The sequence below is a fragment of the Mangrovibacterium marinum genome, assembly GCF_003046625.1.
Classification (GTDB): domain Bacteria; phylum Bacteroidota; class Bacteroidia; order Bacteroidales; family Prolixibacteraceae; genus Mangrovibacterium; species Mangrovibacterium marinum.
Genome location: NZ_QAAD01000003.1, coordinates 157,231 through 181,572 on the forward strand (window position 1 = coordinate 157,231; position 24,342 = coordinate 181,572).

Consider the following 24,342-nt stretch of genomic DNA (forward strand, 5'->3'; position numbering starts at 1 on the left):
TTATGAGCACAAAAATAAACATCAATATCAACGGAATAGCGCTCGAGGTTGACCAAGGCAAAACCATCCTCGAAGCGGCCGACCAGGCGGGCATCATCATCCCCACACTCTGCTATCACAAAGACCTGTGTATTGCCGGTAATTGCCGCGTATGTGTTGTTGAACTGATTGGTCAAAAAAGGCTGTCGGCGGCCTGTGCAACGCCCTGTGAAGAAGGCATGGAGATCCGCACCAACAGCCTGCACGTTCGCAATTCGCGCAAACATATCATCGAGCTGCTTTTATCGGAACATCGCGCCGAGTGCACTTCCTGCTACAAAAACGGCAACTGCGAACTGCAAAAGCTGGCTTCCGACTATAAAATCGTCACCCAGGATTTTATTCCCCTGGCCCAACAAAAGAAGTACACCATCGATCAGTTTTCGCCATCTATTTTGAAAGACGACAGCAAATGCATCCGCTGTCAGCGCTGCGTGCGCACCTGCGCTGGTTTGCAAGGGGTAAATGCCTTGTCGGTTGCTCACAAAGGCGACCGAATGAAGATTACGACCTTCTTCGAGAAAGCCATTACCGAGGTGGTGTGCACCAACTGCGGACAGTGCATCAACCACTGCCCAACCGGGGCCTTAGTGGAGCGCAACTATATTGAAGAAGTGTGGGATGCCATTTCAGATCCGGAGCTGCACGTGGTCGTGCAAACAGCGCCCGCCGTCAGGGTTGGGCTGGGCGAAGAAATGGGCTTTCCACCCGGCGAGCGGGTGACCGGCCGCATGGTAGAGGCTCTGAAACGATTAGGCTTCAATTCGGTACTGGATACCGATTTTACCGCCGACTTAACCATTATTGAAGAAGGAACCGAGCTGCTGGAACGTCTGAAGAAGACTTTAAAGGAAAAGGATCCATCGGTTAAATTGCCCATGGCCACCTCCTGCTCCCCGGGCTGGATCAAATACATTGAGCATCTGTATTCCGACTGCCTGGAGCATCTTTCCACCTGCAAGTCGCCCCAACAGATGTTTGGGGCTCTGGTGAAAACCTACTATGCTGAAAGCCGAAGTTTAAAGCCCGAAAAAATTGTTTCGGTCTCCATCATGCCGTGTACGGCCAAAAAGTTTGAAGCGGCGCGCCCCGAGATGCACGCCAGTGGCTACACCGATGTGGACTATGTACTCACCACCCGCGAACTGGCCATCATGATTAAACAAGCGGGGATCGACTTTGCGAAGCTGCCGGAATCAAGTTTCGATCGTTTGATGGGCCAATCGAGCGGAGCAGGAGTCATTTTCGGAGCCACAGGCGGAGTGATGGAGGCTGCTCTGCGCACGGTTTACGAGTTGGTTACAGGACGCGAAGTTCCCTTCGAAAAACTCAATATTACGCCGGTGCGGGGTTCCGAGGGCATCCGCGAAGCCTGCATCAAAATTGAAAACCCGCAAGAAGGATGGGAGTTCCTGGATGGTGTTGAGTTACGCTGTGCCGTGGCACACGGGCTGGTTCACGCCAAACAGCTGATGGATCAAATTAAAGCTGGCACCAGCCCTTATCATTTTATCGAGATTATGGCCTGCCCCGGCGGTTGTCTGGGAGGCGGCGGACAGCCCATTCCGACCAACCCCGAAATTCGGGCTAAAAGAACCGAAGCCATTTATGCAGAAGATGAAGAAATGCCCCTCCGCAAATCGCACGAAAATCCGGAGGTACTGCTACTCTACAAAAACTTTTTAGGGCACCCTTTGGGCAAGAAATCGCATCATCTGTTACACACCAGCTATATCGAACGCAATCGTTACTAGCAGGGTAAGCACCAACAAGATCAAAATTCGATTCGCACAAAAGCGGCAATTTATTAATCGAATTTTGATCTTTTTTCAGCCCTCGAATGTTACCTATCTGTTAACTTAGCATCAATAAAATCAAAACACAGGTGACAGAACGCTTTACATACTATTCTCCCATCGGTCCGCTATGTATTGAAACGGAAAGCGACACGATTTTTGCCGCGCACTTTTGCGAGAAAGAGCTGGTTTCGGAACATTTCAACCCGCAACTTCAACAAAAAATCACCGATCAGCTCGATGAATATTTCAACGGTTCGCGTTTCAACTTCGACCTACCCTTAAAGCCGGCGGGCACCGAATTTCAGCAAAAAGTGTGGAACGAGTTAAACCGGATTCCCTACGGCCAGCTGCGATCGTACAGCGAAATAGCCAAAAAAATAGGCGATAAAAACCTGGTTCGTGCTGTTGGCGGGGCAAACGCTAAAAACCCGATTGCCATCATCATACCATGCCACCGCGTTGTTGGCGCCAATAATCAGTTGGTGGGCTATGCCGGAGGGCTGTGGCGAAAAAAATGGCTGCTGCAACACGAGCTGAGTAATAAACCCGACAAGTCAACCATCTGGTAGCCGACGACCTTAGCGCTGCTGCCGCCTGCTGAAATGATTGGAATCGCCCCATTCGCCATAGCCAATTTCACTCCCCGCCAATTCGATACGGGCTTCCAGGCAGTTACGACACTGATCGGCGTCTTCATCCAAACAGGGTTTATCTTCGTACAGCTGATAATCTTTCCGAAAGGCACTCGGCGTCAGGTTCGGCATAATAATATTGGCACCAATTTTCACGGCTTTTTCGCGGCCCGCCGGGTCAATGGCCTGTAGCGCTGTTGCCGCGGCAATATTGATATCCGGCATCAACAAGCGAAGTGCGGCAACCATGCGCAAAGCCAGATCAAAACGCTCCTGCTTGCTGGTTATCAAATGCCGATACGCGTACAGCGGCGTATCCTCATGCTCGATGTAAGGCCCCATACCCACCATATCGATATCAATTTGCTTGAGAAACAGCAGGTCGTTGGCCAAATCGTCCATGGTCTGAAAAGGCAAGCCAATCATCACCCCGGTGCCAACCTGGTAGCCGCACTCCTTGAGTAGTTGCAGGCATTCGAGCCGCTTTTCAAAAGAATGATGCGCATTGTTGGGGTGAATTTTACCGTACAGCTCCGGATTGGAGCTCTCGATGCGCAGCAGGTAGCGGTGTGCACCACTGTTGAACCAACGCTGATAGGTTTCGCGACTTTGCTCGCCGCAGGAAAGCGTAATGCCCAGCTCCCCCTTCGACAGGGCCTTAATTTGCCGCAGCAGCTGATCGACCCGGTTAATGAATGTTGAAGACGACAGCTCGCCCGATTGCAGGACCACCGAGCCAAACCGGTTTTCCCAGGCAAAACGACAGGCCGCCAGGATATCCTCGTCGGCAGCCTCGTAGCGCACAACTTTGCTGTTACTTTGGCGGATACCGCAGTACAGGCAATCCTTGGAACACACGTTCGAAAATTCAACCAGGCCCCGGAAATAAACCTTCTTCCCAACCACGGCTTCTTTGCGCGCTGCTGCTGCCGAGAACAAGGCTGTTCGGTCGGCACCTTCCGCCTTAAGCATCCGCACCAAATCGGGCTGCGAAAACTCGCCTTGCTTCAGTATCTCTTCAAAACTCTTCACGCTGCGAAGATAATCATTTTGAGATTTGCCGAACACTCCCAATAAAAGACCTACCTGTCTCATTTCCAAAGTTTAATTTTTCAACCCTCACCTAACATTTACAGGCAAAAATAAGCACGGCAGCGCAAAGAATTGTACTTTTGCGGTGCAACCTGCGGGAAGGTCGGATGACTGACTTCAAGGGAAAGCACAGCCATTGATGACTTGTTATTGATGAATGAGCCCTCATCGGTGGGTTCATACTTTCCTGCTTCCCGCAAAAAACCAACAATCATGAACACAGAAAAACGATTGGGCTTTGTGGGAATTATCCTCGAAGATCGCACGCAGTCGGCACCGCTGGTCAACGAGCTTCTCTCGAAACATCGCGCTATCATTCTTGCCCGAACGGGTATTCCGCACATCAAAGGTGACGATTCGGTCATCACCCTGGTAGTAGACAGTACCACCGACGAACTCGGCCAACTCACCGGTCGCCTCGGATCCATCCCCGGCGTTCAAGTCAAATCAGCATTATCGAAAAAATAACCATCATGACAACAGCACAAAACAGCTATATCAACGACACACAGATCTGCTCCATCCTCGAAAAATACGCCAAACCCGATCCGGCACAAGTGCGGGATGTTCTGGCCAAAGCCCGCGAAATGAAGGGCCTTTCGCTCGATGATGTAGCCATCCTGAACGGCATTAACGACCAACAGCAACTGGAAGAACTGTTCGCCACGGCCAACCACATTAAAGACACCATTTACGGCAAGCGTCTGGTGATGTTTGCCCCCTTGTACATTACAAACCTCTGCGCCAACGAGTGTACTTATTGCGCCTTCCGCGCTAAAAACACGGCCATTGTGCGCCGTGCGTTGAACCAGGAAGAAATTAAGCATGAAACCCAGGCATTGATCAAGCAAGGACACAAGCGCGTGCTGCTGGTTGCCGGCGAAAGCTATCCCAAACAAGGCTTTCAGTATGTGCTCGACTCGGTTCGGTCGGTGTACGAAGCACGCTACAACGACGCCGACATCCGCCGGGTGAATGTGAATGTTGCGCCGCTGTCGGTGGATGAGTTTAAATTGTTGAAGGCTGAAAAGATTGGCACCTACCAGATTTTTCAGGAAACCTACCACCGCGGACAGTACAAAAAAGTACATATCGGCGGTAAAAAGATGGATTACGATTTCCGCGTCAGTGCCCTGCACCGCGCCATGGAAGCCGGTATCGACGATGTGGGTATCGGTGTGCTTTTCGGGCTGTACGACTACCGCTACGACCTGCTGGCCATGATGCAGCACATTGGCGAACTGGAACGGGCTTTTGGCGTTGGCCCCCACACCATCAGCGTGCCGCGCATGGAACCGGCTACGGGCTCCGATATGTCGATGCAACCACCCTACCCGGTTTCCGACGACGATTTCCGGCGCATCGTTGCCATCCTTCGTTGCGCTGTTCCCTACACCGGCATCATCATGTCGACCCGCGAGAGTGCCGAGATGCGCCGCGACACCTTCGCCCTGGGCGTTTCGCAAATTTCGGCCGGTAGCCGCACCAACCCGGGAGGCTACGAAGAAGAAGACGACATCTCCGGCCAATTCAGCTTAGGCGATCACCGGCCGATGGACGAGGTGATTCGCGATGTGGCACAGATGGGCTATGTACCATCGTTCTGTACCGGCTGCTACCGGCTGGGACGTACCGGCCAGGACTTTATGGATCTGGCTAAGCCCGGCGCCATTAAAGCCCATTGCGGCCCCAATGCCCTGTCGACCTTCATGGAATATCTTCAGAATTATGCCTCGCCCGAGACCCGCAAAATTGGTCTGGAGCTGATCGATAAAACCATTGCCGAGATGGAAGGCCTGCCAAAAAGCCGGGCCGAAAAACTGGTTGGCCGCGTGAAAAACGGCGAATCGGATGTATATTGTTAGAAAGAAGTAGTGAGTAGTGAGTAGTGAGTCTTGAGTAGCGCAACTCATGACTCATGACTCATGACTCAAGACTCGCAACTCAAGACTCAAAATATGGAACCAAAAACTTCAGCAACCCGAACGGAACACGACTTTTTAGGTGAACTGCAAATTCCCGCCGATGCGCTATACGGCATCCATACAGCCCGAGCGATGCAGAACTTCAGCCTGGCCCGCCGCCCGGTGAAGCCCGCGCTGGTGCAAGCCTACGGCTGGGTGAAGCTGGCTTGTTTTCAGATTAACAGGGAGCTGGGCTATTTTGAGGATGATGAGAAAGCCCGGGCCATTGAGCAGGCCTGCCGCGAACTGGCCGACGGTATGCTCACCGATTGGATCCGGGTGGATGCCCTGCAAGGTGGTGCGGGAACATCGACCAACATGAACGTCAATGAAGTGATTGCCAACCGCGCACTGCAGTTACTCGGCAAGGCACCGGGCGATTACCCGATCATTTCGCCGCTGGACGACATCAACCTGCACCAATCAACCAACGACACTTACCCCACCGCGCTGAAACTGGCGGCTATTTTGCAGCTTCGCCAGCTGGAGGGGGCGGTGCTGGACTTGCAAGAAGCCTTTCAGCATCAAGAAAAAGAAATGGCCGATGTGGTGAAGATTGGCCGCACGCAACTGCAGGATGCCGTGCTCACCACCCTGGGACGCGAGATGGCCGCCTACGCCGAAGCCTTTAACCGCGACCGCTGGCGCATTTACAAATGCGAGGAACGGCTGCGCGTGGTGAACCTCGGCGGCACGGCCATTGGCAGCGGACTGGGTGCACCGCGGCAGTTCATCTTCCGGGCAACCGACCGCCTGCGCGAGCTCACCAATAGCTCGCTGGCCCGCGCCGAAAACCTGATGGAATGCACCCAAAATACCGATGTTTTTGTCGAAGTGTCGGGCCTATTGAAAGCCTGCGCCACCAACCTGTTTAAGGTGTCGAACGATTTGCGTCTGCTCGCGAGCGGCCCCGATGGCGGCTTGGGTGAGATCAGCCTCCCTGCTGTACAGGCCGGCTCGTCGATCATGCCGGGCAAGGTGAACCCGGTTATTCCCGAGAGTGTGGTGCAGGCCGCCATGGCGGTGGTGGCCAACGACCAGCTGCTGACCCAGGCCTGCATGAACGGCAACCTGGAGCTGAACGCCTTTATGCCCGCCATTGCCGATGCCCTGCTCAGCAGCCTGCAATTGCTGACCGATGCCGCCATCAGCCTGCGCAAAAATTGCGTGGAGGGGCTCACTGCCAACCGCGACAACTGCCGCAAACGCCTGCTCAACTCCACCGCCATCATTACGGCACTGATCCCCCGGCTGGGCTACGAAAAATGCAGCCGGGTTTTACAGCAGTCGCGCGACAAAGGACTTTCGATCCGCGAGATTGTCGTCGGTGAACAAATGCTCGATGAAGGCACCTTCGAGCAACTCATCAGTCCCGAAGCGATCAATAAATTAGGCTTTTAGCTTGAAAAAAATCGCCCTCAATTTTTGAAAATAATTGTTAACAGCGTTTTTATTTAGAATTATTCTCAATAAATTAGGCTCGGTTATAAATCCTAAAATTGAATAAAATGAAAAAATTGGTATTGATGATGGCGATTGTTTTTGCTTGTGGCGTAACCTTCGCAATCCCTGTTAACACACCGGACGAAAAGCCCAAAACCGAGCAAGCCTGCAAGGACAAGAAAGACAAAAAATGCTGCGCTGAAAAGAAAGAAGCCTGCGCGGAGAAAAAAGCATGCGACGACACCGCCAAAAAAGCTTGCTGCGACAAAAAAGCAGATAAGTCCAAAAAAACGGAATAGGAAAATCATTTTTCTTTTTCAAAATAAAGAGCCGGTATCCCCGGCTTTTTTTATGGGAAGCCCCTTCGGCTTTACCTTCGATCGAATGTACCCACCCTGGCTCTCCCTCGCGAGGGAGGGAAATTCCGACTTTGTCGGAATGGGAGGGTCAATCTAATTCAATTGAATCCACTTTCATCCCTGTTGGTGATTCCCGGGGATCATGTCGGTTTTTTATGGAAGCCCCCTTCGGGTGATTCGCCTTCTTTTGGGAGATGCGGTTTCCAAACCGCATCAGGGATGCTTTGAATAGGGGTTCAGCTTCAACCGTTAGCCAGGCTTCTTTTGTAGCAAACCAGCGCTGATGAAAGTTGCCCCAAAACTGGCTGTTTTTCACGCCTACTTTTGCGCAACAAAGGATCTTTTGTCCTACCGGACGGGTTTTACTCTTTGCCTTGAAGCAAAGAGTAAACAGAAAATTCAAGGCTTATTTTTATCTTCAGGTGTCAGCTCCCGAAAAGCTAAGTTCAACCGGGTGATTTCCTCCTCGCGTCGGAACTTCCCGGTTTCACTAAGCTTCCGGTTCGCCTCTCACCATCGATAAAAAGTAGGCCGGTCCCGCTCCGAGCGAGCTTCCGTCTTCTCTTAAATGCCTTCTGCTGTCTTCCACCACTTTCATCCCTGTTGGTAATTCCCTCCGAATCATGAAGGATTTTTATGGAAAATCCCCTTCAGAGTACGTCTCTCCACTTCTACTTTTGATCAAATAGGAACCTTGTCCTACCGGACGGGGTTTCATTTTTGTAGTCCTGCCCGGCCGGTCTGACGGGGACACAAAAACGAAACAAAAAGGTCATGGCTGATTTTTATTATGCGTTGATGGTGTCTTTTTTAATCTACTTGTAGCTTCTGAATTCCCCCGCTCTGCCCGCAGAGAGGGGACAGATTTGAATCGATCCGCCAGGATTGGTTCAATTCAGGGGAGAGTTACAGAGGGCTGCTGGTAGGCTCTTTGGGTAGCACCAACGATAACCCACGACAAGCACGACAACAAGATATTCGCCCCTCTGATTTGGCAGCAACCACCAGGCCGTTCGTATAGCCAAAGTGCACTTTCGTCACGACAAAGCATTCGTTCATCAAATTGTTTAACATTTATGGTGTTCATGTCTTTCATTTTTGATAAATTAGTCGGAACAAATTGAAACAGAACAAACAGGACATCTCAGCCGACTATCCGATTTCGAGTTCCGATACGATGATGCAGGCCGCCTAGCCGCTGATTGCCCACCTTTTGAATGACTTTGCCGGGATGGCGTTTCAATTTGAAAAAACAACGAATAATATCAAATAGCTTGAAGTTCTTTTCAATTTGGGGCCAACCGGTAAACCAGCAATTTCCGACCATCGGGAGCTTGTCCGCCGGAAGTGCCGGGAACATTCTACCATTCGTAGAATGATCGCAGCGAGTGCGGAGAAGCTTCTACCGTTGGTAGATCCTTCCCGGCGACTGCTTTGACCGTCTACCGTTCGTAGAATCACCGCCGGAAGTGCCGGGAACATTCTACCATTCGTAGAATGATCGCAGCGAGTGCGGAGAAGCTTCTACCGTTGGTAGATCCTTCCCCGCGACTGCTTTGACCGTCTACCATTCGTAGAATCACCGCCGGAAGTGCCGGGAAGCTTCTACCGTTGGTAGACACGCCCCGACAGTTGGTTTGGCATTTCTACCATTGGTAGAAAAATCACCGTCGCACGGATACATGAACCGGGCAGGCTATTTACAAGGAATACTAATCGGGTGGAAGCAGCCAAAAGCTGTTTTACCCACATCTAAAACAATAAAAACTAAAGTCATGGAAACTTTTAAATTTAACACATTACATGTAACAAACCTCAGTTTAAACAACCTGTTTTCCCTTTCGGCAACCACGCTTAGTTATGCCACCTCTGCAATTACAGAGATCGGCGGCATACCGCAAGCAACCTACAGTGTGTTGGAAACAGCCAACACCGCGATGGGCGCGCGCATGAACCGTTCGCAAAAAGAAGGTTTAACCCCACAAATTACAGCGGCCGACCAGGACCGTGATGCCTGCGGACGCGAGCTGAAACGCGAAATACGCACGGCCAGCGAATCGCGCAGTGCCGCCAAAAGCGAGCCGGGCAAAAAGCTGCTGTTATTCCTCGAGCCCATCTGGGATTTCGAAGAGCAAGCCCTGAACACCGAAACCGAAATTCTGGATAAGACGCTTACCGATTACGAAGCCGATGCCGACCTGCAAGCCGCAGCAACGACCCTGGGCATTGCCGAGCTGTTTACCGAATTGCGCGGACTGAATACAACCTTCGAGACGCTCTACAATCAGCGCAACAGCGCCGAAGCGACCTCAACGGGCCCATCAGCATCGGAGTTGAAGCCCGACACCGTAGCCGCCTACGAAGCATTCTGCACTTCCATTGAGCAAGCAGCCACCTACACGCCAAGCACCGAGCTCACCAAGCTTTTTAATAAGATGGACGCCCTGCGGAAGAAATACGCCGCCCTGCCCAAACCCGAAAAGAAAGAGGAAGAAGAGGCGGAGGCGGGAGAGTAAATGAATAAAAACTATAGGCTCTAACAAACCAATTAGAGCCTATAACTTCTCTTATACATTAAGATTAACTACATGAGTTCATAAAATTTCATATAACCAATCAACGATTTATAAACTTATTTACTTTTAACAATACATACTCAACAAACAACTCAAATTATGGACAACCAAAACTCTACTCAAATTTTCCAATTCAAAGTTTTAAATGTTAAGCTAGTATCAAGAAAAGAAACCTCTAGTAATATTTATCACGACTTGATGCAGTCAGTCTTTGATAATGACATTAAAATAAATTTCAAGAAGCATGTTGGTTTTATTAACGATTTTACAGCGGTTAGTTCACCTGAAGGTAATTATTTCTATGGAAGGGTTACAAAAGCGGAAATAGCAGGAGACAACTATGAACTTAAAAAAGATAATACACTCGAAGTCGTGGAACATGAAGGACAATATTACACAAATCCGGTGCAAGCCTATTTCATTTTCGTTCCTCAGGCACATAGATTTGCATTTCTTGAAAATGAAAAAATAAAAATAGCTTGGTTCAAAAGCTTTATTGTTAAAAGCTTTCAAAATGTTATCGGTGAAGATGAAAAAATCGACGCGATAATTAAAACTACAGATACATTTGTAGAAGACTATTTAAAAACCGGTGATATCCGAAAAATTCGAATAAAGCTTTCTTACTCAAATAGCGATTCGTTCAATAATCCTGCAATGAAAGCTATGGAGGAAAATTTCAAAAATACTCACCTTCGAGAAGTCACATTAACAGGAGTAAGCGACAAAAAGGGAAATATCGATTTGATGAATAATGAAATTTTAAATCCTCTCGCTGGGCTAGCTATAGACAACGGTGAAATTTCAGCTTGGTCACAAGACAACACGAGTAGTCAGCCCACTATTACGACTAAAGATGTGCAAGCTGTTTATGATATAAAAGTTACAGACAAAACATGGATGTTTGATATTTTCAACAAAATGATAGACCTCTTCAGACCACAAAGTAATTAATATGACAGAGCGGGAATTAACACCAGAAGAGAAACAAGAATTAAGTAAACACGATGTACATTTCACGACACTGCTAAAAATATATGGAGGGACAAAAGGTTTTCTCTATAGCCCCTTTTTTTGGATTGCATTCGGTAGTTCTTTGCTATTTATCGCTCTAAATTCGATGATTAAAGGCATCAATGAGTATCTATTAATCTTAAAAATTAAGGATCTCCTCCTTAGTACTTTTCCTAGTATTTTAGGTTTTAATATCGGAGCCTATGCATTAGTAATCGGCTTCGGAGATAAAGAAGTCTTAGATAAAATTAGAAATGCTGATGGCGAAAATGGTTATTCTCTCTTTCAAACCATAGGAGGAACTTTTGCCGTCAGCGTTTTAATTCAGGCCACGACTTTTATGCTTTCATTCATTATCGATATATTTATTTATAGCTGGGGTGATCTAAATATTCTAAGCCTTTCAGAAACATCAATCATCTGCATAAATAGAATTATTGCGTTCATTATCTTATTCGCCGCAATTTACTCTACAATCCTTATTCCCAAAATTGTATTAAATGTATTTTCGTTCAGTCAATTATACCATTTTTTCAGCAAAAATACGCCCCCATAATGAGAATGTATTTCGACTCCGGCCAGAGTCGAAGCATCTTTTCTAGCAAGCATTTGCTATAAACATGAAAATCCGCCGGATTTTCCAAATAAACAATAGAAATAAGGTTAGTCAGATTCAGTATATCTTCGGTTTTCTACTAAGGTTAATCTACTCGGATAAGGTTCCGCAAGGTTCAAAAACCTTAGTAGAATGCCCCGAACAACGGCCCCCCCAACCTTATTACCTTATTTTTAATATCCAATTATTATTCAGTTTCCAGGAGGAGGCTGTCTAAAAAGACGACAAGGAGAAATTCAGACTTACAACTTGAAAGCTCTTGCTGAATTTACCCCTCCCTGCCCTCCGGCAGGCGGGCAAACCTCTCCGGCAGCTGCCGGATGGCTTAAAGTCCCCTTCAGGGGATTTAGGGGTCAGTAGCTTGAAGGGACTTTCAATTTAATAGCTTAGGAAAAACTCTTCAGACTTTTTAGACATCCCTTGCTTTTTTTCTGCTTGGTTCTGCAATTCCCCCTTTCCCGATGCCAGCGGCATCGAATGTTTATAGAAACAGTCCCGTCACCGAGCCAATCCGACTCCGGCCGGAGTCGAAGCATCTTTGCGAGCAAGCATTTGCTATAAACATGAAAATCCGCTGGATTTTCGGGAATAAGCCTCCCTATTCACCGGGTGACCTCCCGTCACCCGGTGAATAGCATCCAGCCTTGCGCCGCAGCGAAAAGCTTTGTAATTTCGCCCAAAATCATTTCAGATGAAGTCACCCAAATCGTTTCGTTTGCACATTGGCCTGTTTGGTCAGCGTAATGTTGGCAAGTCGTCCTTGCTGAATGCCTTAACCAGCCAGGAAGTGTCGATTGTTTCCGACATTGCCGGCACCACCACCGACCCGGTTGAGAAGCCCATGGAGCTTTTGCCGCTGGGCCCGGTGTTATTTATCGACACGGCCGGTGTTGACGACGAAGGGGCGCTGGGCCAACAACGCATCCGCAAAACCAGGGCCGTGATCGACCGCACCGACCTGGCCATTGTGGTATCGAATGCCGAAGTGTGGGGCCCTTTCGAGGAAAAGCTCGTTGAACAGTTCCGCGAGCGCGACGTGCCCGTGCTGGTGGTCTTCAACAAAACCGACCTCTACCCGATGCGCTCGTGCATGCAAAACAGCCTGGCTGGCGAAAAGCTGAAAACAGTCGAGACCTCGGCCACCACCGGCGCCGGAATTGCCGCGCTGCGCGAAGCCATCCTAAAGTCGGCCCCCGATGATTTCATCAACCGCCCGGCCATTGTGAACGATTTGGTGGGCCCCGGCGAGATGGCCATGCTGGTGGTTCCCATCGACAAGGAAGCCCCCAAAGGACGACTGATTTTACCACAGGTACAAAGCATTCGCGACCTGCTGGATGGCGATTCGTTTTGTATGGTGGTAAAAGAACGCGAGCTGCGCGAGGGACTGCGGCGGCTGAACACCCCGCCCAAGCTGGTGGTTACCGATAGCCAGGCATTCCTGAAAGTTGCTGCCGACACGCCGCCCGAAATACCACTGACCAGCTTCTCTATTTTATTTGCCCGCCATCAGGGCGACCTGGCCGAGATGGTTCGCGGAGCCATGGCCATCGACCAGCTGCAAGCGGGCGACAAGGTGCTGATTGCCGAAGCCTGCTCGCACCACCCCATTGGCGAAGATATTGGTACGGTGAAAATCCCGCGCTGGCTAACGCAATATGTTGGTGGCAAGCTGGAAATCGACAGCGCCCGCGGTCGCGATTTTCCGGATAATATTTCAGATTACAAACTGATTATTCACTGTGGCGCCTGCATGTGGAACCGCCGAGAGATGCTGTCGCGCATCATGAAAGCCCGCCAACTGAACATCCCCATCACCAACTACGGACTGACCATTGCCTATTCGCTGGGAATTTTCGAGCGGGCCCTGCAACCCTTTCCGGGAGCGCTGGAGGTCTATCGCGAAGCCTTGAGAAAACGCGCCGCCAAGGGCTAAAACCACAGCCCCAGGTTGGCCGCAAAGGTTGGCTTTTTCGCAAAATCCGACGATCCAACGGTGATATCCAGCGGGCCGGCAAAGGTCTTCAGGTTATACTTGATTCCCCCGCCGTAAATGGCCAGCTCGGGCACAATCTCGTCGTATTCGCGCCCTTGTTGCAAACTGTTGAACACCACCGACAGGTACTGCGACGACGACAAGCGAAAGCGAAGTCCCACCAGGCCGATGCCGATAAAGCGCTCGCCAATCATCACCGGATTGATGCCCGTAAAAGGCAAATGGTAGTTGAAATAGCGCGAATAAGCCTCGCCACCGATAAACGTCGACTTAATTTCCGGGTAGTTACTATTCAACACCCCGCGCCCGTAAACATTGGCCAGGAAAGCCACCTTGCGACTGATCGGAACAACATTTTCCATCTTAAACAACAGGTAGGGCGAGTTCTTCCCGTCGGCCTTCAAATCGGTGTTATAAGTTGCCTCAACATACAGACGCGTTCCTTTGCGCGGGAAATAATAGTGATCCATATTGTCGAACGAGGCATAAAAAGAGGCGCCACTCAGCAAAAAACTGGTCGCATCGGAAAGCGTTTGCGTGTTGTCGCGGGCAAACACATCCCCGTCGAAATACTCCTGCTGGGCCGAAAAACCGGTGCGGAATTTCCGAAAGCGCTGCTCCAGGTAAACTTTCCCCGAGGTGTAAAACAAATCGGCATCGAAAGCCTTCTTGCCGTCGTCGTAAATATTATAATTCTGAAATTTGGCATTCACCTCGAAGCCCAGATCGGGGAAATGATGCCAGTTGGTTTCGGCCAGCAAGTTTAAGCCGGGGTTGGCCGACAGCTCGGTACTCACCGACACCAGGCTAAAGGTGCGCGAAAAGTTTTTCCAGCTGGCATTAAGCAGCAGGGCTGCCGCTTCGGTGGTATTCACCCGAAAGCCAATATTCTGCGAGCGCTCCTCCTGCATGGTCAAATGCAGCTGCAGGGTTTTGCCCTTTTCATTGTCGGCCAGCTCGAAATAGATATTCCGAAAACCTCCGGTTCCGTACAGGCGGTCGATGCCGGCCTTAATATCGGCGTAATTATAGGTTTCGCCGGTCTCCAGGTTCAGGTTTTTCAGCAAAAACTCTTTGTTCAGCTCATCCTTACACGCCAGCTCAATTTGGGTAATTCGCCAGGCCTGCGGCTCAATATATTGTCGCGATAGCGTTCGGGGTTCCAGCCGGTATTTTTCTTTCAGCGCCCGCAATGCAGGTCGAAAAGCATCCGCCGCATCAATGCCTCGCTGAATCAGCGTATCGGCAGCCGAGCGCGAAAAACTGGCTCCCGAGTAGCCCGTGCCATCCGGCTTGATGACAATATCGCAAAGGTCGCGGTTTTTTTCATCCTTGGCCTTACTGTAAAAGTTGATCAGGTTCAGCAAAATCTCGCTCATCGATTTTATGTCGGCCTTTTCGTAGTAGTCGTCCCGAATATCGACACCAATGATGATGTCGGCGCCCATCTTTTTAGCGACATCCACCGGAAAATTGTTCACCACCCCGCCGTCAACCAGCAGCTTGCCATCGCGCTCGCCGGGCATAAAAACCCCGGGGATGGCCATGCTGGCGTACATCGCAGTCGGTAAAAAGCCACGATCCAACACTTCCTCGTTGCCATTTTCAATATTGGCAGCAATGCAGGCAAACTTTACCGGGAAGTTGGAGAAATCGGCATCGACAGGCACATTAGCCGTTAAGCCACAAAAAAGATTTAACACATTTTGAGGGCGAATAACTCCCGCGGGCAAGCTCAGCTTTTTTTCCTTATTAATAGGAAGGGAAAACAAATAGCGCTGTTTGAGCGCTTGGTCGCGCGGCGAGAGATACAACCGGGAAACATCGCTCGAAAGCAGCTCGTCCCACTTTTGCTGTTGAACGATTTGCTCCAACTCATCGGCCGAGTAGCCAATGGAGTAGATTCCGCCGATGAGACTCCCAATACTTGTACCTACGATAATATCGACAGGGATACCTTCTTGTTCGAGCACTTTCAGCACGCCAATATGCATGAATCCCTTGGCGCCACCACCACTAAGCACCAGCCCTACTTTCGGCCGATGGTGCGGACTAGCGGGCTGAGCACTCAGCCTGAGCGGCAAACCGTTACTGAGAAAAAGAAAAATCAGAAATATGGAGAAAAGGCGGTTGATTGTTTTCATAAAAATTGTTTCTGCTTTCAATTTACGACAAAAAAAACGGAAGTTCCAACAAGCAAAATCAACAACAGACAAATGTTAACATATCGCTTTATTTTCGATTCAATGCAATACGAATATCCACCGGAGAAAAGCGCTTTCCTTCTGCGATTATCGGGTTCAGATCCAGCTCCGAAATGCCGGGAGCCTCCTCAACAAGGCGCGATACCTGAACAAGCAGATCGGCAAACTGCCCGATATCCACGCCACTCTGACCTCGATAACCTTCCAATAAAGGCAAGGCTTTCAGCTTTGAAATCAGCTGCAAGGCTTCCGTTCGGCTTACCGGAGCCAGCGCCACCTGAACATCTTTCATAATCTCGAGCCAAACGCCGCCCAGGCCCACAAAGATGAGATGCCCGAAGCCTTTCTCGTATTTCGCCCCGATGTATAGCTCCAGCCCATTAAGCATGGGGCTGAGCAGCACGGCCGATGTACCGGCGATGGCCATCAGGCGTCGAAATCCGGCGGCCACCTGTTCTGCCGACCGCAGGTTGAGCAGCACCCCGCCAACATCGGATTTATGCAAGGGGCCGACCACCTTCATCGCCAGCGGAAAGCCAATTCGCGCGGCTGCATCCAGCGCCTGCTGTTCGCCATCGGCCTGCAACTGCCCAAGGGTTGCGATGCCGGCAGCCTCCAGCAATCGTTGGGCCTCCAGGGGTGGCAGAAAACCATCCGGCAAGCTGGCAATGATTTGTTGAAGCTGCACGTTTTTCGAGGGTTGCCGATCGTCAGGCATCGGTTGCGGTGCGTTGGTTACTTTCAGCAAAGCGTGTCCGAACGCCACCTCGTCGGTAAACACCAGATTGCCCGCATCCATGAACTCCCGAATCGCCTCGTTGGCATTCACCACGGAGGGCAACACCGGATAGATCGGTTTCCGGCAGCTTTTCATCTTTACGCTCAGCAATTGGTACACCTCGCTAACCGGCACTAAACCCGGGCTGCCAAAAATGACCACCATAGCATCCACCTCCGGGAAATCATGCTCACAACAATCGATAATTGTTCCCAGCTGCTGCGCTGTTCCGGTAGCCAGAAAATCGATCGGATTTTCAACCGACGAGCCGGGGTACAACTGCGATTTCAAGCCTTCTTTCTGCGCCGAATCGGGGAAGCGGGGCACCTGAAGTCCTCCTTTTTCCAGGCAGTCGGTCAGCATTACCGCCGGCCCCCCGGCATGCGTGATTACAGCCAACTTGTTGCCCGCCATGGCCGGCAAGAGCAGCAATCCGGCCACCGTTGTCAACTCGTCGCGTCCATAGCAGCGAATGATTCCGGCCTTGCGGAACAACGCGTCAACCGCCACATCGGGCGAGGCCATGGCTCCGGTATGCGACAGTGCTGCACGGCTCCCGCTTTCGCCTGTTCCCGCTTTAATGGCCGCTATGCGGCAGCCCTTCAACCGCAAGGAGCGAGCATGCTTCAGCAGCTTCTGCGGATCGCGGATACCTTCCAGGTACAGCAGCTTCACCTTCGGACTTTCGGCTGTGAAGCTTTCATCCCAATGTTGGAGCACCTCTTCAACACCAATTTGCGCCGAGTTACCCACCGTAAATACCGAGGCAAAGCGCAAGCCCTTTTTCATCCCTGCCTCCAGACAAAACACGGCCGTTGCTCCCGAGCCCGACACAAAATCGATTCCCCGGGGATCCAGCGCCGGCACCGGGCTTGTAAACACGCCGGCATACGCCGGACTAATTACGCCAATACAGTTGGGGCCAATCAAACAGCCCTGGTGTTGGTCAACCAGCTTGAGCAATTCGTTCTCCAGCTGCTGTCCCATATCGCCACTTTCCGCGAAACCGGCCGACACCACAATAAAGGCTTTTGTACCTTTCTCCTCGGCCAGCACCCGAACAGCCTGAACACAAGCCGCGGCAGGTATGGCCAGAATAGCCAGTTCAACCGACGGCAAGTCTGCCACCGACCGGCAGGCTGCAACGCCTTGCACAGAATCCTCTTTCGGATTAACCACATACAGCTTTCCGCCAAATGAATATTGAAGTAAATTTTGCAACAGATGGCCTCCGGGCTTGGCCGGATTGTTGGACGCGCCGACTACGACGATCGACTGCGGACGAATTAAGGCTTGATTAAACATGGTGCGCTTGGTTTTTATCAAATATACGAAACAAGCCGGGTTTACCGGATGACATTGATCACGCTTACACCTCGTAGCGAACAGTTAATGAGCATACTATTCAATATTCTTGCGAAATTCAGTCCTTCTGCAAAAAAATAAATAGTTTTGAGGCACCATGAGTAGAAAATCAGAACAACGAATTATGGTCTATTGCGACTTCTCCGAAACCATGAACGACGCCATCGCTCACGGCCTGCGGGTTAGTCAGATTTTTCAGAAAGAACTTTGCCTTTTTCATCCTTATGGCAAAGGCCATAAAGAACGTAAACTTGATGCCCAGCGCACACTGGGGCTTCTTATTCGCCGGCTGAAGGAAGATTTTCCGACCGTAACTATGTCGAGCCTCACCTTAAAAGGAAACTTAGAACAAGGTATTACGCGCATTGCCGAAGAATACGACGGAATTATGCTGGTGCTAAGTTCCGACAAGCTAAAGCCCAAGATCAGAGCCCTGCAACAAAGCCAAATTCCCTTTTTGTTTGTGAACGGCAGTACAAGCCACTGTTTGGGCTACGACCAGGTAATGCTACCGGTTGATTATCGCAAGGTAATGAAAGACACCTCGCTTTGGGCATCGTATTTTGCTCGTTTCAACCAGTCGGCAATAAACGTTTTATGTGCTCGTGAGAATGCCAAAGAAAACCAGAAAATGGTAAAAAAGAATCGACTGTTTATCGAGCAGCTTCTTCGCAAGTTTAAGGTGAATGCCCATATTGAACAAGCTCAAAAGGGAAGCTTTGGGCTACCCACCGAAGCATTGGAACGGTCTAAAACCCGGGGCGACAAACTCATGATCATACCAGCCAGTCAACATATTAACCTGATTGACCTGCTTGTTGGCTTGCCCGAGACCAAGCTTATCCGTCAGGCGAAAAACATTCAGGTGATGTGCATCAACCCCAAACGCGACATGTACATCCTCTGCGATTAACTGAGAAAAACCCATCGAATAACAACGAAATAATGAAACAGCTATTTATTCTTTCCTGCCTGTTGGTCATTGCTTTTGCAGCCCGGGCTCAAAAGCCGGAATACAGCGTGCACTTTCAGGGCATTGGCGACAACCGCGAATTTTCGCCCGAGTACAGTTACCCGCAAACCATCATGGGCGAGCGCACATCGATTGAACTGGGAACCACCATCGACAGTTTGCACCGCTTTCGCTTCGGGATAAGCCATTTTTTTGAGTTTGGCGCCGAGGCCGACGAGCTAAAACCAAACCTGATTGCCTACTACAGCTACGATGACGGGAAAGATCAGTTTTACTTCGGTGCATTTCCGCGCCTGGAGCTTCTTGATTTCCCCTTGGCAATGATCGCCGACACCTTTCAATACTACCGCCCAAACATTGAAGGGCTGTACGGAAAGCACAGCTGGAGCTGGGGACACCAGGCCGGTTTTGTCGACTGGACCGGACGACAAACAGACACGCGCCGGGAAACGTTTATGGCGGGGAGTTCAGGTGAAATGAACTTTGGAAAATTCTTCGTCCAAAATTACCTGATTCTCTTTCACCATGCTTTAACTGCCACGGAGAATCCGGATGAACACATCACCGACAATATGGGAGCTACTCTATACCTGGGCTACAATTTTACGGAGATGACTGGTTTGCAACAAGCCTTTCTGAAACTTGGAGTGATGGAATCGGCCATCCGCGAACGCGGAGTCGACGACGGCTACAATACCGGCACCAGCCTGGCTGGCCAACTTTATGGTGAAGGAAAACGTCTGGCCCTGCGTTCAACATTCAGCTTTGGCAAGGGCCACCAGTTCATGAACGGCGACCCTTACTACGCGCAGGACAGTTATGTGCGAACCGACCTGATCTGGAAATTCTTACAACATAAGCAACTGCAGGGCAACTTCAACCTTTCGTTTCATCTGGTTGACGGAAGCACCCTGGATCAACAGCAACAACTATCGCTGATTTACCGCTTTGGCAATACCGACTAATCCTTGGTTTAACAGATCGAATAAAGGGATGTACCTGCATTAAAAGCAAGTACATCCCTTTGTTATTTTTTGTTCGCAGCGTGGTTATCCGCGAATCCCTGCATGAAGAGTTCGGCTCCGATGCCAGATGAATTAGCTGTTGGCCAGAAATCCGTACTTCTGGCTGTAGGCCAGCATCTGTGCGGTGTAGTCCGACTGATAAATAACCTCGACGTCGACCGTTTCGCCGGTTTCATTTTTCACCAGCCGAAGTTCGGGGTTCAGAAAGCCAGCATAAGGTGCAATATCCAGTTTTTTGAAACGGCTGAGCACCTGTTTGTGCAACTCCAGGTCAATCTTCACGCCGTATTCTTCAACTAAAGCTTTCGCGGCCTGAAAATCGCCTTCCGATTTTATGCGCTGGACTTCGTTCAGCAGTTCTCCGAACAGGTCGCGAAGCTTGCCGTAATCGTTGATTTGGACGTAAGTTTTCCCATCCCGTTCAACCAAAGCAACCACGCCATCAGCCTTTCCGTGCTCGTAGGCCCATTTTGCGATCAACTGGCGGTTACGCATGTGCGATTCTTCCAGGTCTTTGCCCGGCTCAATTCGCGTCAATTGGGTAATTAAGCCATTGCGCAAATAAGCATCGTATTCGGCTTTCCCGGTTTCGGACGAGGGCACCAGGCCCAGCTTCTGCAATTTGGGATCGGCAATATAGTAGAGGGCAAACAAATCGGCCCGGGTTTCTTCAATGGTCGAATAGTAATTCTTCAGATCTTCCGGCTTCACCCCTGGCATCATGCGCCCGGAGCCATGGCCCAGGCATTCGTGCAAATCGGTATGCAAGTTGCCGGCTAGCTGTCCGTACGCACGGGCACGTTTTATCTCCTCATCGGTAGCGGCAAATTCTTCCAGCATTCCATTGCCCAGCGAATCCTGAAAGTAAGCTTGCGTAATATTTTCGATGGTGACCGACTTGGAGCCAAATTCTTCGCGAATCCACTCCGAGTTTGGCAAGTTAATCCCGATTGGCGTAGCCGGATAACAATCACCCCCCAGCATGGCGACATGAATAACCTTGGCGCTAACACCTTTTACTTTCTCCTTTTTATAGCGGGCATCAACCGGCGAATTGGCTTCGAACCAACCGGCATTCTCCGACAGAACAAGCGCCCGTTTGGTTCCCTGCACGTCTTTGTAGTTCACAATCGCCTCCCAGCTGGCTTTTATGCCCAGCGGATCGCCATAGATTTCGATAAAACCATTGACAAAATCTACCAGTCCTTCATTTTCGTTGGTCCAGGCGATGCTGTAATCGTCGAACAACGTCAGATCGCCATCCCGATAATAGGCAACAAGCTTTTCAATCACCTGTTTCTGCTGCTCATTCTCGGCAAATTCCACCGCCTTTTCGAGCCAAAAAACAATCTGTTGAATCGCTTTACCATACTTGCCCGTTACACACCAGACGTCTTCTTTCAGTTCGCCATTTTCTTTTATCAGTGTCGAGTTCAGCCCAAACGAAGGCGCCTGTTTACCGGCTGCTTTGCGCTTGGCCTCATAGAACGCTTCGGCCTCTTGCTGATCAACCCCCTGATAGTAATTCATTGCCGAGGCTTTCAGCAAATCGCAGCTACTATCCAGACTGATCCGCTTGGCTGCGATTTCGGGATTAAAAATAACCTCCAGCAACTGCTCCAGTTCGCCGACAAATGGGAAGGAACTCAAATCGGAAGCTTCCATCAGCGCGGTAAATTCATCGCGACTTAGCCCCGGACTAAACTTGTCGGTCGAATAATGGTGGTGAATGCCATTGCCAAACCACACGCGCTTCAGATACAGGTGGAAGGCTTTAAACGTAGCCGTATCGCGATCGCCCCGATAGCTTTGATAGATCGCTTCGAGCAGCGAACGAATTTTGAGGTTCCAGCGCCCGTTTTGGTCGAACAAGATATCGCGACCACACAGGGCCGCCTGGCTTAAATAATAGATGTATTGCTTTTGTTTCAGACTCAGCTGTTCGAACCCCGGCAGCTGATAACGCAATATTTTGATGTCGGCAAATTTTTCAACAAATACACTCATTTTCGATATCCTTGAGTTTTGACTTTTATGATTCTTATTCGGAGATTGGCCATTATCGCTGAGCGATCTTCCGTCGGTACTCTTCCTCGATCAAATCGGATGATTTGATACTCCGCCGAAGCCAGTTTAGCTTGATTTCGGCCTGTTCCTCAGCTGTCAGTTTCCAGTCGATAGCGGAGTCGTTGCGCAATTTCCAGGTCAGATGATGCAAAATAACCGCTGCCGACACCGAAATGTTGAAACTTTCGGTAAAACCATGCATCGGGATTTTCAGAAACTCATCCGCTTCCTCTTTCACCACATCGGAGATACCGGTTAGCTCGGTACCGAAAAACAAGGCTGTTTTCCCCTTTCTCAAATCGAAATCTTCCAGATTAGTATCGCCCTCGTGCGGGGTAGTAGCCACAATTCGGTAGCCTTGCGCCCGAAGGTTCGCAATCGCATCGCGGCTATTCTCAGCTTTTTGATTGTACCGATTTACGTTTAACCATTTGGTAGCGCCCATCGCCACTTCCCGATCGACCTCAAAATCGTTACTATTCTCAATCACGTGTGCATCCTGCAAACCAAAGCAATCGACCGAGCGCATGGCTGCACTTGCATTTTGTGGTTGATAGATATTTTCCAGAACAATGGTGAGATAGCGTGTCCGTTGATCCAAAATCCGGTCAAATAATTCGTTCCGTTCAGAAGTAATAAAACCAGAGAGATAGTTAACCAATTGATAATCCATTTTGAAGAAAAGCTTGTTGAGCGGACAAAAATAAAAAAAGGGACGCTAAAAGCCCCCCTTTCGAATCTCTTTCTATCTAAAATCTAGATTGCGTCTTCCAATTCAGCACCTGGTTTGAATTTTACAACCTTCTTTTCAGGAATTTCAATCGGTGCACCAGATTGCGGATTTCGGCCGGTACGGGCACTGCGTGTAGAAACGGAGAAAGATCCGAAACCAATTAAGGCAACACGATCGCCATCTTTTAAAGCATCTGTTGTTGCTGCGATAAACGCGTCAAGCGCTTTTTTAGAGTCTGCCTTAGTCAAACCTGCCTTTTCAGAAATGGCGTCAATTAATTGAGCTTTGTTCATAGGAAAACATGTTTAGGGTTAAAAAAATAAACTGATTAATACTACTTCTTTATTGACATAGTTACAATTATTCTGCGAGACTTACAACTACTTTTTCTAAAACATCAATAAAATCAATGGTTTGCAGTTGGTTCTCATTAGAGTTTCATAAAATTCTAAAATAACATTTAAATATGCAAACCAATTGTACTTTTTTTTCTTTCATAATTTGGTGATATTTTTTGTGAATATTTTTGTGCTTAGAAAAAATCGTATACTTTTGTGGCCACAATCACGGAGAGATGGCAGAGTGGTCGAATGCGGCGGTCTTGAAAACCGTTGATCTTCACGGATCCGGGGGTTCGAATCCCTCTCTCTCCGCAAAGCCGAAGCAACATTGCTTCGGCTTTTTTCGTTTTGGAAGCTCCCGAAAATACCGGATTCCACAAGGCTTCGTTCCGAATGCTGATCAAGCCCAAACAACAACGATGCCCCCGGTACAATTGAATACCCAGTTGTATCTTCAAGTACCCAAAAACTTCTGCTCGTTGTTTCGCAAAATGGAATCATGAGTCCCTCATCGGAGATTAAAGCATCGCGCAAACGAAACAAATTGCCCGACCGCCCTCCCAGTGGTGAATGTTGATGTGAAACTCTTACTGAGGGCTTCACGTCAAATAAAAGTCGCATCCCAATAGGCATGATTGGCGATGACCGACTTTTAGTGAGGGCTTCACTTCAAGTGAAACCCTCAAGCCAGCCGCCCTCCCGTTTGAAAAATATTGATATGAAACCCCTACATTTTGTTATATATCGAAGGCTCAGCACGTTCTGATTTCTATCGATCGCCACCGCTGCATCGACGGCAAAAAATATTCGATTTTTTCGCACTTATATTTTTGCACTTTCAAAAAATCGTATACTTTTGTGGCCACAATCACGGAGAGATGGCAGAGTGGTCGAATGCGGCGGTCTTGAAAACCGTTGATCTTCACGGATCCGGGGGTTCGAATCCCTCTCTCTCCGCAAAAGCCGAAGCAGTTTTGTTTCGGCTTTTTTGTTGTTAAAAAGCGCAGAACGCAAAACGGCCGCAACGCCGCCTGGTTCTGCCTATTTCCGGGCTAAGCAAATGTATCTTACGAATCGCACTCCAGAGAAAGAAGGCCGATTACAGCCCCCGGATTTTGCTCGTTCCGAGCCCAGCGTGTCGCTGTTTTTACCCCCTGACTACGGAGGCATAACAACAATCAGGCTTGGCCTGCCGGCTAAGAGACACGCCAAGCCACAAGAAAGCCAGCCCAGGTCGATCCTTAGCCACAGAACATGCACCAACAAGCTTCTTTTCAGTCTTAACCGCAAACTACCCCCTACACACCAAAACAGGCTGCCCGATCC

The 24,342-nt window shown here is 49.6% G+C and carries 20 protein-coding genes and 2 tRNA genes; 14 read left to right on the forward strand and 8 right to left on the reverse strand.

Going from position 1 to position 24,342, the window contains the following annotated elements:
• Positions 1-2 precede the first annotated feature (2 nt).
• Positions 3-1,793 carry an NADH-dependent [FeFe] hydrogenase, group A6 gene (locus tag C8N47_RS03915; RefSeq protein WP_107821216.1) on the forward strand — a complete coding sequence of 597 codons (1,791 nt, stop codon included), beginning with the start codon at positions 3-5 and terminating at the stop codon, positions 1,791-1,793.
• A 131-nt stretch (positions 1,794-1,924) separates the two neighbouring features.
• Positions 1,925-2,407 (forward strand): methylated-DNA--[protein]-cysteine S-methyltransferase, encoded by a 483-nt coding sequence (locus C8N47_RS03920; protein WP_170111277.1) that lies wholly within the window; start codon positions 1,925-1,927, stop codon positions 2,405-2,407.
• A gap of 9 nt (positions 2,408-2,416) precedes the next feature.
• Here the strand turns inward: C8N47_RS03920 and hydE are convergent, their stop codons facing one another.
• Both hydE and C8N47_RS18740 read right to left on the reverse strand, forming a co-directional pair.
• Entirely contained in the window at positions 2,417-3,565 is a 1,149-nt protein-coding gene (gene hydE, locus C8N47_RS03925) for a [FeFe] hydrogenase H-cluster radical SAM maturase HydE (protein WP_107821217.1), read from the reverse strand.
• Positions 3,566-3,600: 35 nt separating this feature from the next.
• Positions 3,601-3,777 (reverse strand): hypothetical protein, encoded by a 177-nt coding sequence (locus C8N47_RS18740; RefSeq protein WP_170111278.1) that lies wholly within the window; start codon positions 3,775-3,777, stop codon positions 3,601-3,603.
• Here C8N47_RS18740 and C8N47_RS03930 point away from each other — a divergent pair.
• From C8N47_RS03930 to C8N47_RS03945, 4 genes are all read left to right on the forward strand, one after another.
• Positions 3,776-4,030: a TM1266 family iron-only hydrogenase system putative regulator gene (locus tag C8N47_RS03930; RefSeq protein WP_107821218.1), complete on the forward strand. Its 255-nt coding sequence runs from the start codon at positions 3,776-3,778 to the stop codon at positions 4,028-4,030. The genes C8N47_RS18740 and C8N47_RS03930 overlap by 2 nt on opposite strands.
• Positions 4,031-4,035: 5 nt before the next feature.
• On the forward strand, positions 4,036-5,427 hold the full coding sequence (hydG, locus tag C8N47_RS03935; protein WP_107821219.1) for a [FeFe] hydrogenase H-cluster radical SAM maturase HydG: 1,392 nt from the start codon (positions 4,036-4,038) through the stop codon (positions 5,425-5,427).
• A gap of 93 nt (positions 5,428-5,520) precedes the next feature.
• Complete coding sequence (locus C8N47_RS03940; RefSeq protein ID WP_107821363.1) at positions 5,521-6,927, forward strand: aspartate ammonia-lyase; 1,407 nt, start codon at positions 5,521-5,523, stop codon at positions 6,925-6,927.
• Positions 6,928-7,034: 107 nt separating this feature from the next.
• Positions 7,035-7,268 carry a hypothetical protein gene (locus C8N47_RS03945; RefSeq protein WP_107821220.1) on the forward strand — a complete coding sequence of 78 codons (234 nt, stop codon included), beginning with the start codon at positions 7,035-7,037 and terminating at the stop codon, positions 7,266-7,268.
• 550 nt (positions 7,269-7,818) lie between these two features.
• Here C8N47_RS03945 and C8N47_RS18975 read toward each other — a convergent pair.
• Complete coding sequence (locus C8N47_RS18975) at positions 7,819-7,953, reverse strand: hypothetical protein (protein WP_281257090.1); 135 nt, start codon at positions 7,951-7,953, stop codon at positions 7,819-7,821.
• Positions 7,954-9,103: 1,150 nt separating this feature from the next.
• Here C8N47_RS18975 and C8N47_RS03960 point away from each other — a divergent pair.
• From C8N47_RS03960 to hydF, 4 genes are all read left to right on the forward strand, one after another.
• Entirely contained in the window at positions 9,104-9,844 is a 741-nt protein-coding gene (locus tag C8N47_RS03960) for a DUF6261 family protein (RefSeq protein ID WP_107821223.1), read from the forward strand.
• Positions 9,845-10,003: 159 nt separating this feature from the next.
• Entirely contained in the window at positions 10,004-10,858 is an 855-nt protein-coding gene (locus C8N47_RS03965; protein ID WP_107821224.1) for a DUF4747 family protein, read from the forward strand.
• 1 nt (position 10,859) lies between these two features.
• Positions 10,860-11,474, forward strand: coding sequence for a hypothetical protein (locus C8N47_RS03970; RefSeq protein ID WP_107821225.1), 615 nt, complete (start codon positions 10,860-10,862; stop codon positions 11,472-11,474).
• Between the two features lie 751 nt (positions 11,475-12,225).
• Positions 12,226-13,470, forward strand: a complete 1,245-nt coding sequence (hydF, locus tag C8N47_RS03980) for a [FeFe] hydrogenase H-cluster maturation GTPase HydF (RefSeq protein ID WP_107821227.1) — start codon at positions 12,226-12,228, stop codon at positions 13,468-13,470.
• Here the strand turns inward: hydF and C8N47_RS03985 are convergent.
• On the reverse strand, positions 13,467-15,674 hold the full coding sequence (locus C8N47_RS03985) for a patatin-like phospholipase family protein (protein WP_146161427.1): 2,208 nt from the start codon (positions 15,672-15,674) through the stop codon (positions 13,467-13,469). The genes hydF and C8N47_RS03985 overlap by 4 nt on opposite strands.
• Before the next feature lie 88 nt (positions 15,675-15,762).
• Complete coding sequence (locus tag C8N47_RS03990) at positions 15,763-17,817, reverse strand: acetate--CoA ligase family protein (protein WP_107821229.1); 2,055 nt, start codon at positions 17,815-17,817, stop codon at positions 15,763-15,765.
• A 157-nt stretch (positions 17,818-17,974) separates the two neighbouring features.
• Here C8N47_RS03990 and C8N47_RS03995 point away from each other — a divergent pair, with 157 nt between their 5' ends.
• Together C8N47_RS03995 and C8N47_RS04000 are read left to right on the forward strand one after the other, a co-directional pair.
• Positions 17,975-18,790: a universal stress protein gene (locus C8N47_RS03995; RefSeq protein ID WP_146161428.1), complete on the forward strand. Its 816-nt coding sequence runs from the start codon at positions 17,975-17,977 to the stop codon at positions 18,788-18,790.
• A gap of 32 nt (positions 18,791-18,822) precedes the next feature.
• Entirely contained in the window at positions 18,823-19,815 is a 993-nt protein-coding gene (locus C8N47_RS04000) for a hypothetical protein (protein ID WP_107821231.1), read from the forward strand.
• A 132-nt stretch (positions 19,816-19,947) separates the two neighbouring features.
• Here the strand turns inward: C8N47_RS04000 and C8N47_RS04005 are convergent, their stop codons facing one another.
• From C8N47_RS04005 to C8N47_RS04015, 3 genes are all read right to left on the reverse strand, one after another.
• Positions 19,948-21,882: a dipeptidyl-peptidase 3 family protein gene (locus C8N47_RS04005; RefSeq protein ID WP_107821232.1), complete on the reverse strand. Its 1,935-nt coding sequence runs from the start codon at positions 21,880-21,882 to the stop codon at positions 19,948-19,950.
• A gap of 52 nt (positions 21,883-21,934) precedes the next feature.
• Positions 21,935-22,615, reverse strand: coding sequence for a TrmH family RNA methyltransferase (locus tag C8N47_RS04010; protein WP_107821233.1), 681 nt, complete (start codon positions 22,613-22,615; stop codon positions 21,935-21,937).
• A gap of 83 nt (positions 22,616-22,698) precedes the next feature.
• The gene (locus C8N47_RS04015; RefSeq protein ID WP_107821234.1) at positions 22,699-22,968 is read right to left on the reverse strand and encodes an HU family DNA-binding protein; all 270 of its coding nucleotides are present in this window, start codon (positions 22,966-22,968) and stop codon (positions 22,699-22,701) included.
• A 275-nt stretch (positions 22,969-23,243) separates the two neighbouring features.
• Here C8N47_RS04015 and C8N47_RS04020 point away from each other — a divergent pair.
• Both C8N47_RS04020 and C8N47_RS04025 read left to right on the forward strand, forming a co-directional pair.
• Positions 23,244-23,328 (forward strand) — tRNA-Ser (locus C8N47_RS04020).
• 560 nt (positions 23,329-23,888) lie between these two features.
• Positions 23,889-23,973, forward strand: a tRNA-Ser gene (locus C8N47_RS04025).
• Positions 23,974-24,342: the final 369 nt, after the last annotated feature.

Coding starts and splice junctions, on each gene's coding strand:
- C8N47_RS03915 (WP_107821216.1), top strand. CDS start 3: ATGAGCACAAAAATAAACATCAATATCAACGGAATAGCGCTCGAGGTT.
- hydE (WP_107821217.1), bottom strand. CDS start 3,565: ATGAGACAGGTAGGTCTTTTATTGGGAGTGTTCGGCAAATCTCAAAAT.
- C8N47_RS03930 (WP_107821218.1), top strand. CDS start 3,776: ATGAACACAGAAAAACGATTGGGCTTTGTGGGAATTATCCTCGAAGAT.
- C8N47_RS18740 (WP_170111278.1), bottom strand. CDS start 3,777: ATGATTGTTGGTTTTTTGCGGGAAGCAGGAAAGTATGAACCCACCGAT.
- hydG (WP_107821219.1), top strand. CDS start 4,036: ATGACAACAGCACAAAACAGCTATATCAACGACACACAGATCTGCTCC.
- C8N47_RS03940 (WP_107821363.1), top strand. CDS start 5,521: ATGGAACCAAAAACTTCAGCAACCCGAACGGAACACGACTTTTTAGGT.
- C8N47_RS03945 (WP_107821220.1), top strand. CDS start 7,035: ATGAAAAAATTGGTATTGATGATGGCGATTGTTTTTGCTTGTGGCGTA.
- C8N47_RS18975 (WP_281257090.1), bottom strand. CDS start 7,953: ATGATTCGGAGGGAATTACCAACAGGGATGAAAGTGGTGGAAGACAGC.
- C8N47_RS03960 (WP_107821223.1), top strand. CDS start 9,104: ATGGAAACTTTTAAATTTAACACATTACATGTAACAAACCTCAGTTTA.
- C8N47_RS03965 (WP_107821224.1), top strand. CDS start 10,004: ATGGACAACCAAAACTCTACTCAAATTTTCCAATTCAAAGTTTTAAAT.
- C8N47_RS03970 (WP_107821225.1), top strand. CDS start 10,860: ATGACAGAGCGGGAATTAACACCAGAAGAGAAACAAGAATTAAGTAAA.
- hydF (WP_107821227.1), top strand. CDS start 12,226: ATGAAGTCACCCAAATCGTTTCGTTTGCACATTGGCCTGTTTGGTCAG.
- C8N47_RS03985 (WP_146161427.1), bottom strand. CDS start 15,674: ATGAAAACAATCAACCGCCTTTTCTCCATATTTCTGATTTTTCTTTTT.
- C8N47_RS03990 (WP_107821229.1), bottom strand. CDS start 17,817: ATGTTTAATCAAGCCTTAATTCGTCCGCAGTCGATCGTCGTAGTCGGC.
- C8N47_RS03995 (WP_146161428.1), top strand. CDS start 17,975: ATGAGTAGAAAATCAGAACAACGAATTATGGTCTATTGCGACTTCTCC.
- C8N47_RS04000 (WP_107821231.1), top strand. CDS start 18,823: ATGAAACAGCTATTTATTCTTTCCTGCCTGTTGGTCATTGCTTTTGCA.
- C8N47_RS04005 (WP_107821232.1), bottom strand. CDS start 21,882: ATGAGTGTATTTGTTGAAAAATTTGCCGACATCAAAATATTGCGTTAT.
- C8N47_RS04010 (WP_107821233.1), bottom strand. CDS start 22,615: ATGGATTATCAATTGGTTAACTATCTCTCTGGTTTTATTACTTCTGAA.
- C8N47_RS04015 (WP_107821234.1), bottom strand. CDS start 22,968: ATGAACAAAGCTCAATTAATTGACGCCATTTCTGAAAAGGCAGGTTTG.